This is a genomic window from Fodinisporobacter ferrooxydans (assembly GCF_022818495.1).
Classification (GTDB): Bacteria; Bacillota; Bacilli; order Tumebacillales; family MYW30-H2; genus Fodinisporobacter; species Fodinisporobacter ferrooxydans.
Genome location: NZ_CP089291.1, coordinates 3,488,301 through 3,505,382 on the forward strand (window position 1 = coordinate 3,488,301; position 17,082 = coordinate 3,505,382).

The following is a 17,082-nucleotide window of genomic DNA, read 5'->3' on the forward strand; positions in this document are numbered from 1 at the left end:
ATAGAAAACAAACCGTAAGCAGTGAATAATAAAAAAATATTATTTAAAACATCATTATGGTTAGAAAGGTGAGATAAAAAGTGACAGATAAAATTTTGATTGTTGTTCGAGCAAAAGACCGCCACGGACAGGTACACGTATATACAGCCCCATTCCATGATGTGGATCGCACCGTTATCGATTGTCAAGCGGAAGGGTTTGTGAAAGTGATCGCAGACAAATAAGGGCAGATTGTCGGAGCACATATGGTTGGGGAGCACGCTGGTGAACTCATTCAGGAACTGGTTTTTGCGATGCATAACCGCATCCCGATTGGCCGAGTACACATGGCTTCGTTCATTAATGCACCGGTATGCGAATTTTGAACAGGTGAATCGGGATGCACTCCGATTTGCGCTGAATCAACTGCAGTTGCAGTATACCAACGATACGATCGAATCATTGATCAACGCGTATTTGACACTCGAGCACTATCCGGAAGTCAGACAGGCACTGGCAGCATTTCAGAAATGTAAGCTTGTCATTTTATCGAATGGGACGGAGTATATGCTACAGTCTGTTGTAAACAACGCCGGATTTCAAGCGTACTTTGAGGGGATTCTAAGTGTTGATGTTTTACAAATCTATAAGCCGGATCCACAGGTCTATCAATTGGCAGTGTCCAAACTTGGCCTATCAAAAGACAAAATTTTGTTCGTTTCCTCAAACGGTTGGGATGTCGCCGGTTCTAAATCTTTTGGATTCACGGTTGGGTGGATCAATCGACAAGGAAAGACGGCAGAAGAATTGGGAGCACGTCCCGATTATACGGTCAACAACTTGCTGGAACTTGCCAATTGTATTTCATCGTGAAGATTGACGGAATTTCTTGGAATTTGAAATAAGTTGAATGAAATTTTGATGAACCGGATGCGATATGGATACTGTTTTGAGAACAGCAATGTAATCGTAGAGGCGTTTATTATGCATTTCTTGTCGTGTTCCAAATCCACCCGGTATTAAAAAAGCGTTCATGCTTGGTTGATCATTGAAACTGTAATTCGGTAATACCGTGAATCCCGCTTGTGTTTGTACTGGCCTCATGGATTCTGAAATGTTGAAAGAAAACGTCACATAGAAGGACTTCTAATGTGACGAGTTCGGGATGCTTTTGACGAGTGCAGCCTCTACAAAAAGCCGCTGATCAGTAAGATGCCATGCGTTTAATGGGTAACAGGTTTCCAGGTCGAGCGCCGGATATGCTGTGTTTGGCAAAGGGTCGTTTACGTGTAAAATTCGTTGATTCATAACGGAGAACGTAAACGTTCCTTGTTCGGTTGTTACAAGGATCTTGGTTCCTGGCTTGAGCGAGTCAATCTGATGAAACGTCGTTACGTTATGTGCTGCAATAATACTTTTGCCGATTTGCCCTGGCATTACGCTGGAGGGCAAGTGACCAGGAGCTTTGGCAAGTTCCGGTTGATCCGTTCCTTCGAGAATTGGCTCGTTGAGGTGTAACTCAGGAATCGAAAGTTCCCCAATTACTTTGCCCTTTTCCGGTATCCTCGAAAGTGCGGGAGCAGGTACCGGGTACAATCCGGAGATGCGGGTGTTGGGCTGACGATTTGGCTGGTGTATGCTGTCGGATTTTTGTACGGGCAGATAATTCGGCTCCGTCGTGTTCGCATCTGATATGATGTGTTGCGCTTGATGCAGCAGGATGGACGACATAATATGCGAATACGCCAACAAGAATAGAGGGTAAAGGAGAACTGCTGTACCGACGACCGGCAGTCCAGCTCCGATCCAGCGAATGAATGTACGTTTTGTCATTTTCGTTACGTGAAAAAAAGAGTTCAGTGTTAAGCTCGACGGCGGTTCAAGTACAAGATGGAAGCTCCCGTCAAGAGGATGGCTGCACCGGTTGCCGCGTAAGATCCGTATGCAAATCCAGTTACAGGTGAAGTGGCTTGTTTTACAGAATTAGAAGGAGATGTGACAGCCCACCCAACAGGTGCTCCAAGAATCGGATGTGACAAGGTCGTTCCATTGATTTTTGCTGGGATTTTGTTTAACACAAATGTACCGGCGGTCGTTGTATCATAATATTTGCTATTTACATTGATATTTGCATCAGTATAACTAAATACGACAGGCTTGTTGAATTTACCGATTATTGTGTTCGTGGCTGGATCTACGACTTTAAACGCAAAATCCATCAAAACAGTTTCACCTGCGGGTGCTTTGTTCTGGAAGTTCGTCAAGGGTCCTTCCAGTATTTCGAATTTTACTGGTCGATTGAATGCACCGGATGGAATTGCAATTTTGATGTTGTCATGTGAAACTGTTGTTGCTTTTGTCGGGTCAATCGTTTGTTCTGCCACGACTGTCGGAAATCCGATTTTTTGAAAATCAGGTGGTGGTGTTGCTGCGAAAGCGACTGAGGTCGATAACGCTGTGGCTACCCCGATGAATCCAAATGCTGCCATCCGTTTCATGATTTTACACGCTCCTTTAAGTTTTGATTGGTTGTTTCAATCTAATTAACGACGTGTCCAAGCGAACGGTTCGCATATTTTATAAAATATTTTTTGTTTCTTTGTTATACTTTTGGAAAACCGAACGGAACGATCAATCGTATTTTTGATAGGGGTATTCTGAATGGTTGATTGCAGTTCAAAGGGGTGTCATTGTCCGCAACATGACGAATTTGTCTGATTTGGAGTTGTTAAACGCTATGGAACGAGGGGATGGCACAGCGTTAGAGGAATTGTATGAACGATACGTCTCCATCACCTATTCGTTTGCGCTGCGAATTACCGAAGATCCATCATTAAGTCAAGAAATCGTACAAGACATATTTATGAAAATATGGACATCACCAAGGCTTTATCATCCGGAACGAGGCAAGTTTTCCAGTTGGCTATTGGCTTTGACTCGAAATGCATCGATAGACGGACTACGAAAAAAAGCGAGACAAAATCGATTTGCACTTACACCTTCCATCGATTTGCACGCGTTGCCTGATGAGAACCAAAACTTTTTGGGGAATCTCGAACAAGAAGAATTGCGGGAAGCGATACAAACGAGTTTGCGTACATTAAAGCAGGAGCAAATCGAACTTCTGCAATTGATATATTGGCAGGGGAATACGTTATCCGAAATTGCGCAGCAGAAGGATCTGCCTTTAGGTACCGTTAAGAGCAGACTGCATACGATCCTTAAAACTTTGAAAAGCAAACTAAATTGGGAGACTAAAACGTGAACATGAGCTGGATAACGAAAACGGGTAAGGAGGAATGAGATTTGGTCCGTGATTTACATCATGAGATGTGTTCGCAGTGTCTATCCTACGCTTTCGGACAACTATCGGAACAAGAACGTGAGATGTTTGAAAAGCATCTCATCAACTGTACGAGATGTCGTTTGGAGATTCAAGACATACAACCTGTTTTGGAAGCGCTGCCTTATACTGTAGAGCCGGTGAAGATTCCCGATGATTTGAAAGCAAAGACATTGTACCATGCGTTTCAATCGAAAGCACCCGTTGCAAGATCCTCCTTGGGAGAGAGTGATTTCAGACCTGCCATTGACGACCAAACATCCGATACAATAAAAGGCTCTGGTCAAATAGACAAAAAAACGTTGTGGAGGACGTTTATCAGTCATCCATATGGTAAAGCTGCTGTAGCGGTTGTTGCCGGACTCGTCCTAGCGCAAGGAATTTCCCTCTGGAATATTTACTCGTATCAGGAGAGACTGCAAGCTGATATGCCATTGCAACCAGCCGATGCGATGGATTTGGATCGAATCTATTCGTTATATGCAATGAAATCGACTTCCGCGATGACGGGTGCCGCATATCTCACGAAGACAGCGACAGGTATGCAAATAGTCATACAGGTTCACGGAGCTTTGCCACTTAGGGGACAAGAAGTATACCAGGCTTGGTTATTGAAGGATGGCAAACGGACTAACGCCGGGACATTTCGGGTGAACGCTGGCGGAGATGGCATTCTGGTATACAATTCTGCAAATACAATTGATTTTGACAATATCGGTATTACGAAAGAACCTGATCCGGATAGTACCTCTCCACGCGGTCCAAAGGTTCTGGGGACAAAGATCTAACGAGGTATCCCTCGACGAAGGCGTTGTTGTTGCACAGTCGGCAAGTATTTATAGCGATTCGGAACGAGATATGGTAACAATCAATGCGATGATTGCGGCGGGCAATAATCAAGGTGCGGTTCAATTGCTGGATCGGATGATTCAATATTTGACTCCGCTTTCATGATATCTAGTTTCATTGTGTTCTATTTATGTTTGAAATTTACGGGGATGGGAATCCACAGTTTGCAATTGGCAGGGGCTTTACCATCAACAACGGCACCTCTTCCTGGTGTTGACTTCATAGCATTATACCCATCTTGGGAGAGTGCTGTCCCGCAAATTCTATTAGTAATGTTTGCTTTGTTTATGGTAGTTTGGGCAAAACGTCCTATGAAATTACAGAAAAAAGAACAACAGGAAGTTGCTTCAAACAATTAAATCTAAAAATTATACAATTTTAAGGAGACCTCCTGGTATTTTGTTTGTTTGCACTTATAACAATACCAAAGATTGGTCTCCTTTTGTTATTCACTGATTAAGTGAAATAAAAAAAGTTGTCAATGTACAGGTTTAACAAGGTTTATGAGACCTTCGGTCTCGATATATGAATAATTCAGGAATAAAATTCCTCTTTTCCTTTTTTGCTTTAAAAATTATAGCACGAATCGTCCCATTTTTTATTAAGCTTTGTGCTGTTCTCCATTCCTCTTTATTTGGCACCTGAAAGAAAGTAGGCATTCACCCATCTTATCTCACTTGCGTATACTACAGCAACCTTGAGAAAAGTGAGGTGACAACCGTGGCAAAAGGAGGGCAGCAAATCCCTTCCCGCTATGAAAGAAACGAAGTCATTGAAGAATATAAAGCCGGTCATCTTGCGTTGCAAGAAGCGTTTAAACGGCTGCACTCCGAGCGAACGGATCCAGCGATTCGCATGAAACCTGGCCAATCACTTTCGACTGCGCCAGTACGCAATGAAACCAAACCGGTAAAAAAAGAACCCCTTTCCAATGCGGAACAATTACAATCCATCATGGCAGAATTGGATCAACTGATCGGGTTAAAACAAGTGAAAACACTTGTGAAAGAAGTGTTCGCGTTTGTACAGATCCAGCAGAAACGGGCAGAAATCCATTTAAAGACAGAACCGATTGTATTGCACATGATCTTTAAAGGCAATCCGGGAACCGGAAAGACGACGGTTGCAAGAATCCTGGCCCGACTCCTGCGGGAAATGGGCGTATTGTCAAAAGGGCATTTGGTAGAAGTGGAGCGTGCCGATCTGGTCGGGGAGTACATCGGCCACACGGCGCAAAAAACCCGTGAGCATGTCAAAAAAGCTCTCGGCGGCATTTTGTTTATCGATGAAGCGTATTCCCTCGCGCGGGGTGGGGAAAAAGATTTTGGCAAAGAAGCGATTGATTGTCTAGTCAAGGCGAGACGTGGGATTTCGGTGTCTGTCAAACGCTTGATATTCCTGTACTTCATAAAGAGTCATGGAAGTGGAGCGAATGATACCAGCCAGATAGACAGCATCCATTTCATCATGGGTAAGCCCGAGTTCCAATGCAATCTTTTGGCTATAATTCGCAACATTTCTTGAATGGAAAGCCGTATAAGGATCTCTTGCATCGACAGTTCTAGCGAAGGAGAGAATCGTATTCATGAACAGTTCCTCGTATTCTATGCGCTGTTCATGATTGCGTTTTGATACAATCACGAGCTGTCTTATGAGCAGACTAATGAATATATAACTAAGAAATGGGATGATCGTTCCTTCCCACATAAATGGCTCCGGAGATAAGAAGGTACAGATGGCGATCGAGATACCACTAAAGACCGTTACAAGATACACATTCATGACCAACAACGTAAAGATTATCACTGGAAGCGCATATAGAACGAGCAAAGCAGTCGATGGATAGAAGATGTTGATCATAATTGTGGCAAGTTGGGAAATAATGAGTAAAAACCACATAGAGCGTTGATTTGAAGACAACTGGGAGAGAGGTGTGAATGCTTTTAATTTCTCTTCGATACAATCCTCGCAATAGGGACGTTCCATTGCATGCCTGAGTTCCGCACAGATGGGACAATGTTTTTTCAAGTAAAACACCTCTTCTTATAAGCTTTGTATGAGTGAAGTAAGCTGTGTTTTTTGGCAATACTGAGGTACGATTCGACTACTAATCCGAGGGTCAGAATGCACCTTCATTTTCCAAAAGTATAAGGCAAATAAACAAGAAAATATGTAAGATTCCTAACAAAACACAACGAAAATATTCGTATGGGCCTGTTTGGAAAGAACATTCTTTGTAGGGTGACAGGAAACCTCTATGCGAGTGGTAAGTAAAATCATATAGCAAGCAGTTCTGTATTCCATCTCACATACAATTCGGTGATCATTCAATAAAATAATGACATGGTTTAAAAAACTGCCAGAGAAGGTCAAAAAAAGTCAACAATATTGATGGAGGGAACAACATGGATTCCAAACAACAATTTGATCTCTATAGCCCTATTTACGATTTAAGGTCACGAGGTGTTTTTTTTGTTTCAACCAAGGATGGAAAAAGGGCTCATTTTCATTTCGGCTGCTGGTCGACACAATGTTCGCACGAACCTCCTCGTATGTTAACCTGCTTTCCTAAAGAATTTGAAGGAGCAGACATCGTAAAAAGTAGTGGTGTATTTGCTTTGAGTATGGCCGCCGCAGACCAGGAGGAACTGCAGGATCATTTCTTCTCGGGTGATCAAACGATCGATGCTCTAGGGAAGGATCAATTCATGTATGCCGAAACCGGCTGCCCAATTTTAAAGGATGCTGTTGCCTACTTTGACTGTAAAGCGGTGAATATGATTGACAATGGTGACTTCCTCATCGTGATCGGGGACATCCTCAAGGGGGAAGCACTGCATCCGGAGAAGAAGACATTAAATGTGGAATACTTGCAGAGGGGGCGTACTCGAAACTTTATGAAAGGCCCCTTGGTGTTACCGATAAAGGGATTTGATTTATAATTCCTCGTATTCGCTGCTTTCCGTCATTCATCGGTATGCGATGAAATCGAGGGTTTCTACTAACTTATATAGGAAAGGATGACCCAAATGCCTTATGTAAACATTAAGATCACAAAAGATGGGGTAACTTCAGAACAAAAAGAACAACTGATTCAAGGTGTAACGAAATTGCTCGATGATTAACTCATGAATATTGACAAAATAATGGGGGATTTAAAATGAAAGTATTGGTAACTGGCGGTGCCGGGTTTATTGGATCACATATAGTTGATAAATTGATAGAGAGGAAATATGAAGTTGTAGTTATTGATAACCTATCAACAGGGAGAAAAGAAAACCTAAATAGCGCTGCTACTTTTATCATAAAGATATTTTACGTCACCGAACTATCCAATCAAACTGCGTTCAGGCAAACCACTTTTGTAAGAAATATTACATATACATGATGATGTTTTTTGATACATTATAAGAGAAGTAAAATTCATGATAGCATAAGGGGGGGTTTAGATGGCTTTAGGAGAAAAAATTTTCGATTTTGCCTTGCCGGATTTGGACGGCAACCTTGTATCGCTTCAAGAGTATCGTGGCAAGAAAGTATTGATTTTCATGTGGGCCTCTTGGTGACGATGCCGTGAGCAACTGCCAGGTTGGCAGGCGTTTTATGAGCGGCATCATGCCGAAGGGTTTGAAATTTTGTCCGTAGCCGTTGACATCCAAGGCGCTGATGCTGTTCGGCAGTATGCGGAAAATAAATCTTTTACTACCGTGGTTGATCGTGAGAATATGTTATCCGACCACTTCGGTTTTAAGATCGTTCCCAATGGCATCTTCTTAAATGAAGACGGTGTCATTCTTCTTGCCAAACAAGGTTTTCGGATTACAGAACCGGAACATGTAAAAGCCGTTGAACGATTGATTAATGGTTCACAGACTCCAATCGAGCTAGAAGATGCGTACCATGTAACCAACCAAACGCAATCAATCGAGAAACAACTCGCGGAGACGAAATTCAAGCTGGCTAATGAATACTTGAAGACAGGGAAGAAGGACGAAGCGTTGAGGGAATTGGACGATGCGTTATTGCTCGATCCGGACAATTTCCTCATCCGGAAACAACGTTGGTATATCCGTTATCCGGAGAAATTTTCGCCGACGATTGATATTGAATGGCAGCAGACACAGCTGGAGAAGGAAAAAGCGGAGGAAGCGGAAAAACTAGGCGGGTTAGTTTGTGGCCCGGAAGGTTGCGTAATACCAGGTACGTCTTTTGTACCTAATCAGGTGTTTTCAATAGACAAGAAAACAAAATAAATTTGAATTTGAAAAACAAAAATCAATCTGGGGTGAAAAAATGAAGGCCGATACAATCACGGTTTACTCGGATTTTCTCTGACCTTTCTGTATGATCGGGAAAGTCCCGCTTGACCAGTTGGCCAAGGAACGAAATATCGAAGTGAAATGGAAGGCGTTTGAATTAAGGCCAGAAGGAGTAGAAGTCCCACCGAAACCACCGGAATATATGGCCCGTGCAAAAGCGGGCGTTGAAGCGCTTTCCAAACAATATGGCATCGAGATGAAATGGAACGATAAAAGTCCCCATTCCAGACTTGCACTGGAAGGTGCCAAATTCGCGGAAGAGTATGGAAAGGGAAATGTGTATCACGATAAAGTATTTGCCGCTCAGTTTCAACAGCAAAAAAACATCAATGATCGAAATGTACTGGTGGACATTGCTACGGAAATTGGATTGGATCCGGAGAAATTTCGGGAAGCGCTTGAAACAAGGCGTTATCGCTCGTTGGTTATTCAAGAGCATGAAGAAGCGAGGCAAATGGGAATAACCGGAATCCCTTGTTTTATAGTTGGCAATCGCGGAGTCATGGGGGTACAAAGTTATGAATCGCTCAAGCGTCTTCTTGATGGAACTATAGAATAAATTTGATAAGGGATAAAACCTTCGACGTAATAGCTGATACATCGGTAAATCTAACTGGATGAAACTTACAAAAATTTTTTAGCCGAGTACAGATTAAGTATCAAAAAACATAATTTCTCGTTGGACCTTGATTTAAGTAGGTGCCCCTGACGATCGCTCAAGGGCACCTAAAATTTAAGGCAATAAAGAAAAGGAATATCCTTCAGTTCGGATAAGAATCCGGATACTTCAATTGCAGGGTTTCCATTAACCTGGAAACGTTGAAAGAATTGCAACTATCTTTCCAATAATTCTTACGCGCGTTGTATCGTATGTTTGATCTAAGTTGTAAAGATTACCGGGAGTATGATCTTTGTTAATAGTGAGCCAATACCCATTTTTCTTCAGGTCCTCCTTAAAAGCTACCTTCACTAATTCCATCTTATTTCATAAAGGGTTTCAAAAGACTGATCGATCCAAATTTACGATTTTTTATTTGGAGACACTAAAATTTCTTACACGATTGGGCGAACGTAGTGACGAAGAGTACCCCCGGTTTTATATTGTAAAGTATATATAATTTCGTATCTAAAACAGCAGGCTGGTATTGTAAACTTCATTACAACTTACATCATACTGGTTCGGATTTCATGCGTTGATTCGGGTTTGTTTTTCAAGCAAAAAAAAAGAATCGACCACTCCAACTATGGAACGGTCAGATTCAGAGTTACGCATTTTAAAAATGGTGGAGACGCTTGCCGTAATGTTTACATGGAAATCGATTAGTATCCTGCTCCATAAGGAACAATCAGGATAAATAGGACAAAGATGATGAGGAAGACAACTGCGCAGCGGGTATAGCCACCAAATGCTCCATAACCGTATCCGTCTGCCATTTGGTTTCTAGTTTCTCTTTTCGAAGATTCCGCTTGATAATAAAGTCAGCTTGTGTTTCTTCGGAAAGGCAAATCTGTAAGTTTTCTTTACTATCATTACCTGCATCCGTTAAGGGGAAACGTAAGGGGCTCGTCCCCTGCACTGCATCGCCCACTGTATGGCAGGCCCAGCACGGGATTCTGGGCAATGTAGGAATGGAGACATCACTCAAGTCTATATGAAGTCTTAGCGGTCTTAATCGCTTCGCATATCTAGCGACTTTAGATATCAGATCCTGGGCATCAAACGACATCAACTTTTGGATATTATGCAGTAGCTAAAACACTATTAAATAATTCACTTTTACCATTATTCAATTGTTAAAATACCATATATAAATTCTCTTGGATGAATTCGACGAATACGACCAATTTGTTCCGGAAAACGATGGGTGTTGCTTGTGACAATATAGTCACAATTTTCGTCGATTGCCGCTAACCATACATGCAGATCATCAGGATCGTAGGTGGTTAACGGTTGATTCATCCCTTGACTTTTAATGATTGTTATTGCTTCTTCATGAGTACGCCCCGTTAGCTCGACTAAAACCTCTCCGGTTGGCCGATTTGCATGGAGCCTTGAAACAAAGCTGTATCTCCCGACACGGGAATTTACGACATTATGTTCTTCCAGTAAGGGATAAACCACATCTTCCATAAAGTCATCGAGGTCCTCAATGGAATATGTTACACCTTGTAACCCACGAGTAAGTGCTACGTTGTACATTTCGAATAGACATACTTTCGAAATCACCGGTTGATAATACATGGAACCCCGTGCCAAGAACAACAATTGTCGATTGAGCCCATCTGTTCGCAGTGCGCCGCATAATACCGTTGTATCTAAAAATGCCTTTGGCAGCTTATATGAGATTGAACTCATCATCTACTTCACCGCCTGCCCGGTTTTTTTCATCTAGACGGCGAAGTGTTTTCTCAGCTTTCGCGTCCTGTTCATCAGTAGTTCGGAATAATGATTTTGGAATCCTCCAATGACCACCGGGTGTTTTCGTTGCACCAGGAAAACGACCCTCTTCACAATGGCGTTTCACGGTCTGTGTTGACACTCCTAATTTTTTTGCTACCTCGCCAACGCGATAAAAGCCCTCAATGGCCTCATCGGAATCCTGTATCGACTCAGGATTAAATGATAATAAAGACGCGATAATGTCGTTTCGATTTACGGCAACAGCTGAGATGTATTCAATCAGCACTTTGTGGGCTGACTGTAGATCCCCAGCTTTCATATATTGTTTAATCGTCGTTTCCAATGTCTTTAGATGTGATAGATCTTCAGTTGAATCTATGCTGCTTAATGCTATGTCTAACTGATGAATTACATAAGTCGGTTTTTCCAAGGTATTCAGGGTTTCGCCAAGTAAGACTTTTATAATGGGTTCCATTTCTGATAAGCGGTCATGTTCCGCCAAAAATATTGCTGCATCCCATAATTTTTCATGATCATGTTCCATAAGCATGGTGATCACCTCCAACTATTCCTATTATATACCATTTTTAAATTTAAATCCAACAAAACAAACAAAATAAACAAAATATTAATGTAACACCATGTTGGCACTCTTTTGACATCATAACAGCACCAAATCTGTAAAATTGGGTGTTACTATGATATCAGGAAAATTTAATAACGCGAATAAAAAAGCAGTTGTCCTTTATTGGATGGCTGCTTTTTTGTTTCCCAAAGTACTGTACGCCATAAGGACAATCCCTATCTGTAATAGGACAAATTTTGACCCGAGTAAACATTTATATAAGCATCAAGGAGGGGATATGTTGGGAGCTAACACGCCACTACCTAAATATGATGTGGTAACTGTCCCGTCAAATGACCCCGAAGCACCTACGCTGGATGAACTTTGTCTTTCAGATCAAGTAATGGATTGGTTGGGAAGAGTTTTCAATCACTTGGATTTGCTAGAGAAAAAGTTGAACCCGGAGCAGGATGTTGACAAATAATGTCCAATTTTACAATCAACACCGAAAAGTTGCATAGAATGGGGGAGTGAGTGTTGCTTGTAAAGAAGATTGTCGATTCGATTCCTACAGAAGTAAACAAGTACAATCGATTTAATATTGATAAAGATATACCGAAACTAACGACCGAGGAACTTACAGCTTTAGTTGAACATGTTCGATTGATAGGTTACGCTCGTGTTTCTACCGTAGACCAAGCTGAACGAGGTTGGTCACTAGAATCACAAATAGAGTCGATTTATTCCAAGGCCAAAGAAGAAGGTTTTCAAGATCAACAAATATTGATTGTGGTTGAAATGGGGAAAAGTGGAGATGATCCGGATCGTCCGGCATTAAACTTCGTACTGGGGTTAATAAAAGATGGAGTAGGAAATGGCGGAAAGTTTGTGTGCCTCCATCCAGATCGCTTCAGCCGTAGTTTTTTCCAAGGAATGAGTATCTATTATGAGATCACCAACTATGGGATTGATGTTAATTATATAGAGTTTGATTATGACCCTGATAATCCAGAATCAGCGCTTATGTATAACATTCATATGTCAATCGCTCAATACAACAAGTCAAAAATCCTTGCCAACTCCAAACGCGGGCGCCGACAAAAATTGAAAAGCGGGGAGATACCAGGGATCCGTAAGATTTTTGGTTATGATTTTGACAAGGAAACTGACAAACTCGTTGAAAATCCGGAAGAAAAGGAAATTTATCAACTCATGGTAGATTGGATTCTCAATGGGAAAGACGGTCGGGAAATGACTTGTTCCAAGATAGCCAAAGAGCTTGCTAAGTTAGGATATAAGCCTCCGGAGAGTAATGTTTGGTATCAAACGACCGTGAGCAGAGTACTTCGCTGCGAAACGTATAAGGGTTTCATTTACTTTGGGAAATCAGAAATTATACAGAAAAACGGAAAGAAGGTGGAAATTGAAAAACCGAAAGAAGAATGGTTCAAAATACCCGTTCCCGCGTATATAGATGAACCTACTTGGAACCGTGTGCAAGAAGAGCTAGACAAACGTGAAAAACGACATCGGGGAAGGCCTTCCATGCATCATTTATTAAAGGGTCTGGTTCGTTGCGGCCGCTGTGGGGCTTCGGTGGCATCGGGGGGACATTCCTTTACAAAAAACAATAAATATTATTATTACGCTTGCACAAGGAAATCTACAAAAGGATGGGTACAAAAAACCGGTGAATCGTACTATCAACGTTGTAAAGGGAGTAACTGGCGAACTGACATTATTGATCCTTTGATCTGGAATTGGGTCATTGATCACCTGAAAGAGCCGGAAAAGATTATTCAAACTTTTCTGGAAAAGCAAGGCAATCCACATGAAATTCAAGAAATGCAGGATAAGTTATCAAGGCTACAGAGTACCTTGAAGGATCGTGAAGGTGAAAAGGAACGCTTAATCTTTATGTTCCAAAAGAAGTGGATTACCCCTGAAGAAATGAATCGCAAAATGGAAGATGTGATGAAAGAAATTATGGAAGTTCAAGAGGAAGTCGATTTATTGCAAAATTCCTTGAACAACCTGCTTAAGGAATTCGATAGCTTCGAATTGCTAAAGAGTAAGCTAAGACAATTTTATAAATACGTTACCAAACAAGAGCATCTCACTGATCAACTTAAACGTGAAATTTTAGGGATTTTTATAAATCGTGTTATCCTCTATGACGATAAGGTAGAGATTTATGCGAAATGGGGAGAAGGCCTAAAGGTTATGAATGAATCGGGTGCACCAGACCCTGTTCAGGCAATCGACCAAAAATTTTTATCCAATCGACACCGAAACTACAAGTCTAGTCAAATCCATGGAAGACAATAAAAATGACTTTATTTTGATTTTGGCAGGCTATGGCTATGAGATGGAGCAGTTTCTGCGCATCAATCCGGGTATGCCTTCCCGATTTCCGATCACGTTGACATTTGATGATTATTGCGATACAGAGTTAATGGAAATTTCGCAACTGATGCTCCGTGAGCGGCAATATCGCTTGAGCAGGGAAGCGGAGCAAAAATTGCGGCAACATCTGAAGACGACAACACAAGAGCGGAGCAGAAACTTCAGCAATGCCCGGATGGTCCGAAATGTCATTGAACGAGCGATCCGTTTGCATGCCGTCCGCTTGCTTGATGCACCCAATCCAACTCGTGAAGATCTCATGACAATACAGGAACAGGATTTGGAGTTAGGGGAGGTGACAGCATGAAGACTTGTCTTGTCATTGGTCGTACAAACGTAGGGAAAACACTGTTTTGTGTCAATTTTGCCGAATTCATCGGCCTCTCGAAAATCGATGTGTATTTCACGCTGCCAGATGGCAGCCGGCGCCAAAAACGCTATGAACCGGCACAGGCCCGTCATGAATTGTCGGGCATTGGGCAACACCGGACGCGCTGTCTGCAATCCATTCGCTTGGAATTGCCGCAAGGAAAAGGGACGAGACAGTTTTTGCTCACCGATTCCACAGGACTTGCTGCTGGCATTCATCCGGATCAAGGAATTCGCTATGCAATGGCGCAAACCTTAGATGAATTGCGATACGCGGACTGCATTTTGCATATGGTGGATGTTCATCCGACACGAAACGACTCGGAAGCTGCAGACGATGTTTTAACCGAATTGGATCGACAAATTGCCGAATTTGGTCAAACACGTGTGGGATATGCCATGCTGGTGAACAAAGTAGATTTGCCGGGTGCCGATGAAAAACTGGAACAAATTCAACGACAATACAACCCAAAATCTCTTCTTCCAATCTCGGCGTTATACCGTAAAGGATTTCGCGAGGTGAAGGAATATGTATGGCGCATGGTATAGCTTCATTTCCACATTTGCCGCTCTTGTCCTTGTCGGAATGGTCATAAAAGTCATGGATGATGCATTGGATATCGAATATGATACATTTTTAGGGAAACGAACGCTGCCGGTACGTTTGGGCAGAGCGACATTGCCTTACTGTCTGATGATTCTCGCGATTGCGATTTATTTACAGCCGCCGACAACGTTGTCATTGTTTATGGCAAGCTACATCATCGGGATGGGGCATGATTTCCGCGAAAAGATGCCGTCACAAATCAGAGGATGGGCAGAAAGTGCCATAGCCGTTGTGCTTATGCTTCTGTTGGTCGGCTGGAATATTGCATTTTGGTCCATTGCGATTATGATCGTCATTCAATTATTGGATGATTTAAGTGATATACGGGATGATGTGAAAACAGGGCAACGGAATTTCGCCGTCCGTTTCGGTATTCTCGAAGTTACCTTTGTCTTATTGATCGCGTTTGCCATTGCCGTACTTTTATCTCCGCTCCAATCGGTGTTTGTTTTGCTCGCAACTCCAGTTGTGCATGCACTGCTTAGTTTGTTGGAAAGGAGACAAAACCGTGCCCGCAGCCAATAACATTTTAGTAGGGCTGATTTTTTTTCTACTCGTGTTTCTCGTTGCCTATTCTTTTGGAAAACGCATGGGAAAAAAGCAAGGAATTCGTATTGGGCGTACGGAAACACATTTGCTTTTACGCGCACAGTCCTTGCGGGAAAACCGCTGTCCGATCTGTAGCCGGTCGCCGCATGAACCTATGTAGCCAACTGTAGCCAGCAACTGCAATAAATCTCCATTTTACAATCCACTCCGGGCCATTTTTGCCGCAAAGATGGTTCGGAGATTTGATTTGCACTTTTTTCCGCGGGCGTCATTTGATATGATTCTATTCATGACAAATGAAATGAATCATAAAGGACGTGTGTAAACGGCACATGTATACGATTGTAGAAGAAAAGACGGAACATGCCATTCTCATTGGTTTAAAAACACAAAAGTCAGAAAAAAATTGGGATCGTTCCTTTGCCGAACTGCACAATTTGGCAGAAACGGCTGGCGTGGTCGTGGCGGGAGAGATGGTACAGTCCAAGCTGGTGTCGGATCCGACATTTTTTATCGGAAAAGGGAAAGCAGAGGAACTGAAACGTATGGCGGATTTGCTGGAAGCAGACGTAGTGATTGCCAATCAAGAACTCACACCTGTGCAAATCAAGAATTTGGAATACATCATAGGAGTGAAAGTCATTGATCGGACACAATTAATTCTGCATATTTTTGCGGAGCGAGCCCGTTCCAAAGAAGGGAAGCTGCAAGTGGAACTTGCTCAGCTGAAATATTTATTACCCCGATTACTAGGCAAGGGAATGGATATGTCCCGACTTGGCGGGGGCATCGGAGCAAAAGGTCCTGGTGAAACAAAATTGGAGTTGGATCGGCGAAGAATCCGTGATCAAATTCATCGATTGGAGCAGGAACTCAAACAAATCGGAAACCATCGATCGCTGCGCACCACCCGCCGTTCGAAAAGTGACATCTATACGGTTGCCATGGTCGGTTATACAAACGCCGGCAAAAGCACACTTTTCAAGACATTGCTTGAGCAATACGGGCAGGGAGATGCAGAAGAAGGCAGAAACCGATTGTTTGATACATTGGAAACAACGACCAGAAAATTGACGCTTCCGTTTTTGGGAGATGTCATTTTAAGCGATACGGTTGGCTTTATCCAAGATCTTCCTCATCATCTCATCCAATCCTTTCGTTCCACTTTGGAGGAAGTAGTGGAAGCGGATCTCTTGCTGCACGTTGTCGATGCTTCCGATCCGGACTGGCCGGAGCAAGCGGCAACCGTATACCAGGTATTGGATGATTTGAAGAAACAGGATCGAAAAGTTCTTACGGTCTTTAACAAAATCGACCAATTGGAAACTCATGAATATGGGAAAGAAGCACTATACGACCCCAATGCAGATCGCATGCAAAAGATTTCCGCAAAAGAAAAACTAGGTCTGGAAGAATTGGCGGAACAACTTACAGTTCTTTTGGAGGGATCGATCCAGGAATATTTGATTCAACTCCCGTATGAAATGGGCAGCCAAGTCCGGACCATTCATGCATCCGGTCAAGTTTTGGAAGAAACGTACGAAGAATCGCATATGCAGATACGAGTCAACATGACAAAAACAAAAGCTCAGAAGTTTCTTCCGTTTTTGGTACCATAGAGCGTTTCACTTGTAACAATCGCTTCACTTGTACAATAGCTTTATATAAAATGCTTGATAATAGAAAGGATCGAAC

The 17,082-nt window shown here is 42.4% G+C and carries 21 protein-coding genes and 1 pseudogene; 18 read left to right on the forward strand and 4 right to left on the reverse strand.

Translation table 11 applies throughout. From position 1 onward, the window contains the following. Positions 1 to 80: 80 nt before the first annotated feature. Together LSG31_RS16755 and LSG31_RS16760 are read left to right on the forward strand one after the other, a co-directional pair. Positions 81 to 365: pseudogene (locus tag LSG31_RS16755) on the forward strand (hypothetical protein). Next, positions 265 to 852: a haloacid dehalogenase type II gene (locus tag LSG31_RS16760; RefSeq protein WP_347436202.1), complete on the forward strand. Its 588-nt coding sequence runs from the start codon at positions 265 to 267 to the stop codon at positions 850 to 852. Before LSG31_RS16755 ends, LSG31_RS16760 begins: the two are co-directional and overlap by 101 nt. Positions 853 to 1,125: 273 nt before the next feature. Here the strand turns inward: LSG31_RS16760 and LSG31_RS16765 are convergent, their stop codons facing one another. Both LSG31_RS16765 and LSG31_RS16770 read right to left on the reverse strand, forming a co-directional pair. Continuing rightward, the gene (locus tag LSG31_RS16765; RefSeq protein ID WP_347436203.1) at positions 1,126 to 1,812 is read right to left on the reverse strand and encodes a class D sortase; all 687 of its coding nucleotides are present in this window, start codon (positions 1,810 to 1,812) and stop codon (positions 1,126 to 1,128) included. Between the two features lie 29 nt (positions 1,813 to 1,841). Continuing rightward, positions 1,842 to 2,477, reverse strand: coding sequence for a hypothetical protein (locus tag LSG31_RS16770; protein WP_347436204.1), 636 nt, complete (start codon positions 2,475 to 2,477; stop codon positions 1,842 to 1,844). A gap of 167 nt (positions 2,478 to 2,644) precedes the next feature. Between LSG31_RS16770 and LSG31_RS16775 the strand changes: the two genes are divergently transcribed. The 10 genes from LSG31_RS16775 (at position 2,645) to LSG31_RS16820 (ending at position 9,049) form a co-directional block, all read left to right on the forward strand. Next, a complete protein-coding gene (locus LSG31_RS16775; RefSeq protein ID WP_347436205.1) occupies positions 2,645 to 3,244 on the forward strand; it encodes an RNA polymerase sigma factor in 600 nt (199 codons plus the stop codon). 41 nt (positions 3,245 to 3,285) lie between these two features. Next, entirely contained in the window at positions 3,286 to 4,110 is an 825-nt protein-coding gene (locus LSG31_RS16780; protein ID WP_347436206.1) for an anti-sigma factor, read from the forward strand. Between the two features lie 225 nt (positions 4,111 to 4,335). After that, a complete protein-coding gene (locus tag LSG31_RS16785) occupies positions 4,336 to 4,530 on the forward strand; it encodes a hypothetical protein (protein WP_347436207.1) in 195 nt (64 codons plus the stop codon). Between the two features lie 496 nt (positions 4,531 to 5,026). Next, positions 5,027 to 5,695, forward strand: coding sequence for an AAA family ATPase (locus LSG31_RS16790; protein ID WP_430734285.1), 669 nt, complete (start codon positions 5,027 to 5,029; stop codon positions 5,693 to 5,695). An 881-nt stretch (positions 5,696 to 6,576) separates the two neighbouring features. Then, on the forward strand, positions 6,577 to 7,113 hold the full coding sequence (locus LSG31_RS16795; protein ID WP_347436208.1) for a flavin reductase family protein: 537 nt from the start codon (positions 6,577 to 6,579) through the stop codon (positions 7,111 to 7,113). 87 nt (positions 7,114 to 7,200) lie between these two features. Further along, positions 7,201 to 7,296 carry a tautomerase family protein gene (locus tag LSG31_RS16800; protein WP_347436209.1) on the forward strand — a complete coding sequence of 32 codons (96 nt, stop codon included), beginning with the start codon at positions 7,201 to 7,203 and terminating at the stop codon, positions 7,294 to 7,296. A gap of 35 nt (positions 7,297 to 7,331) precedes the next feature. After that, positions 7,332 to 7,559, forward strand: a complete 228-nt coding sequence (locus LSG31_RS16805; protein ID WP_347436210.1) for an NAD-dependent epimerase/dehydratase family protein — start codon at positions 7,332 to 7,334, stop codon at positions 7,557 to 7,559. A gap of 61 nt (positions 7,560 to 7,620) precedes the next feature. After that, positions 7,621 to 7,737, forward strand: coding sequence for a peroxiredoxin family protein (locus LSG31_RS16810; RefSeq protein WP_347436211.1), 117 nt, complete (start codon positions 7,621 to 7,623; stop codon positions 7,735 to 7,737). Between the two features lie 69 nt (positions 7,738 to 7,806). Next, the gene (locus LSG31_RS16815; protein WP_347436212.1) at positions 7,807 to 8,424 is read left to right on the forward strand and encodes a thioredoxin family protein; all 618 of its coding nucleotides are present in this window, start codon (positions 7,807 to 7,809) and stop codon (positions 8,422 to 8,424) included. Positions 8,425 to 8,515: 91 nt separating this feature from the next. Then, positions 8,516 to 9,049: a DsbA family oxidoreductase gene (locus LSG31_RS16820; RefSeq protein ID WP_347436213.1), complete on the forward strand. Its 534-nt coding sequence runs from the start codon at positions 8,516 to 8,518 to the stop codon at positions 9,047 to 9,049. Between the two features lie 1,224 nt (positions 9,050 to 10,273). Here LSG31_RS16820 and LSG31_RS16825 read toward each other — a convergent pair. Continuing rightward, entirely contained in the window at positions 10,274 to 10,846 is a 573-nt protein-coding gene (locus tag LSG31_RS16825) for a PIN domain-containing protein (protein ID WP_347436214.1), read from the reverse strand. Then, positions 10,827 to 11,441, reverse strand: coding sequence for a helix-turn-helix domain-containing protein (locus LSG31_RS16830; protein WP_347436215.1), 615 nt, complete (start codon positions 11,439 to 11,441; stop codon positions 10,827 to 10,829). Before LSG31_RS16830 ends, LSG31_RS16825 begins: the two co-directional genes overlap by 20 nt. 148 nt (positions 11,442 to 11,589) lie before the next feature. On the opposite strand from LSG31_RS16830, the gene LSG31_RS16835 reads away from it, so the two are divergent. The 6 genes from LSG31_RS16835 to hflX all read left to right on the forward strand — a co-directional run bounded on the left by LSG31_RS16835 (position 11,590) and on the right by hflX (position 17,006). Continuing rightward, entirely contained in the window at positions 11,590 to 11,940 is a 351-nt protein-coding gene (locus tag LSG31_RS16835; RefSeq protein ID WP_347436216.1) for a hypothetical protein, read from the forward strand. Positions 11,941 to 11,993: 53 nt separating this feature from the next. Beyond that, positions 11,994 to 13,784 carry a recombinase family protein gene (locus LSG31_RS16840; protein ID WP_347436217.1) on the forward strand — a complete coding sequence of 597 codons (1,791 nt, stop codon included), beginning with the start codon at positions 11,994 to 11,996 and terminating at the stop codon, positions 13,782 to 13,784. Next, the gene (locus LSG31_RS16845) at positions 13,771 to 14,169 is read left to right on the forward strand and encodes a hypothetical protein (RefSeq protein WP_347436218.1); all 399 of its coding nucleotides are present in this window, start codon (positions 13,771 to 13,773) and stop codon (positions 14,167 to 14,169) included. The genes LSG31_RS16840 and LSG31_RS16845 overlap by 14 nt, the downstream gene beginning before the upstream one ends. Continuing rightward, entirely contained in the window at positions 14,166 to 14,780 is a 615-nt protein-coding gene (locus LSG31_RS16850; protein WP_347436219.1) for a P-loop NTPase family protein, read from the forward strand. The genes LSG31_RS16845 and LSG31_RS16850 overlap by 4 nt, the downstream gene beginning before the upstream one ends. Beyond that, positions 14,761 to 15,363: a UbiA prenyltransferase family protein gene (locus LSG31_RS16855; protein WP_347436220.1), complete on the forward strand. Its 603-nt coding sequence runs from the start codon at positions 14,761 to 14,763 to the stop codon at positions 15,361 to 15,363. Before LSG31_RS16850 ends, LSG31_RS16855 begins: the two co-directional genes overlap by 20 nt. A gap of 356 nt (positions 15,364 to 15,719) precedes the next feature. Beyond that, complete coding sequence (gene hflX / locus LSG31_RS16860) at positions 15,720 to 17,006, forward strand: GTPase HflX (protein WP_347436221.1); 1,287 nt, start codon at positions 15,720 to 15,722, stop codon at positions 17,004 to 17,006. Positions 17,007 to 17,082: the final 76 nt, after the last annotated feature.

Coding starts and splice junctions, on each gene's coding strand:
- LSG31_RS16805 (WP_347436210.1), top strand. CDS start 7,332: ATGAAAGTATTGGTAACTGGCGGTGCCGGGTTTATTGGATCACATATA.
- LSG31_RS16770 (WP_347436204.1), bottom strand. CDS start 2,477: ATGAAACGGATGGCAGCATTTGGATTCATCGGGGTAGCCACAGCGTTA.
- LSG31_RS16855 (WP_347436220.1), top strand. CDS start 14,761: ATGTATGGCGCATGGTATAGCTTCATTTCCACATTTGCCGCTCTTGTC.
- LSG31_RS16850 (WP_347436219.1), top strand. CDS start 14,166: ATGAAGACTTGTCTTGTCATTGGTCGTACAAACGTAGGGAAAACACTG.
- LSG31_RS16795 (WP_347436208.1), top strand. CDS start 6,577: ATGGATTCCAAACAACAATTTGATCTCTATAGCCCTATTTACGATTTA.
- LSG31_RS16830 (WP_347436215.1), bottom strand. CDS start 11,441: ATGCTTATGGAACATGATCATGAAAAATTATGGGATGCAGCAATATTT.
- hflX (WP_347436221.1), top strand. CDS start 15,720: ATGTATACGATTGTAGAAGAAAAGACGGAACATGCCATTCTCATTGGT.
- LSG31_RS16765 (WP_347436203.1), bottom strand. CDS start 1,812: ATGACAAAACGTACATTCATTCGCTGGATCGGAGCTGGACTGCCGGTC.
- LSG31_RS16790 (WP_430734285.1), top strand. CDS start 5,027: ATGAAACCTGGCCAATCACTTTCGACTGCGCCAGTACGCAATGAAACC.
- LSG31_RS16810 (WP_347436211.1), top strand. CDS start 7,621: ATGGCTTTAGGAGAAAAAATTTTCGATTTTGCCTTGCCGGATTTGGAC.
- LSG31_RS16820 (WP_347436213.1), top strand. CDS start 8,516: ATGATCGGGAAAGTCCCGCTTGACCAGTTGGCCAAGGAACGAAATATC.
- LSG31_RS16845 (WP_347436218.1), top strand. CDS start 13,771: ATGGAAGACAATAAAAATGACTTTATTTTGATTTTGGCAGGCTATGGC.
- LSG31_RS16835 (WP_347436216.1), top strand. CDS start 11,590: ATGATATCAGGAAAATTTAATAACGCGAATAAAAAAGCAGTTGTCCTT.
- LSG31_RS16800 (WP_347436209.1), top strand. CDS start 7,201: ATGCCTTATGTAAACATTAAGATCACAAAAGATGGGGTAACTTCAGAA.
- LSG31_RS16825 (WP_347436214.1), bottom strand. CDS start 10,846: ATGAGTTCAATCTCATATAAGCTGCCAAAGGCATTTTTAGATACAACG.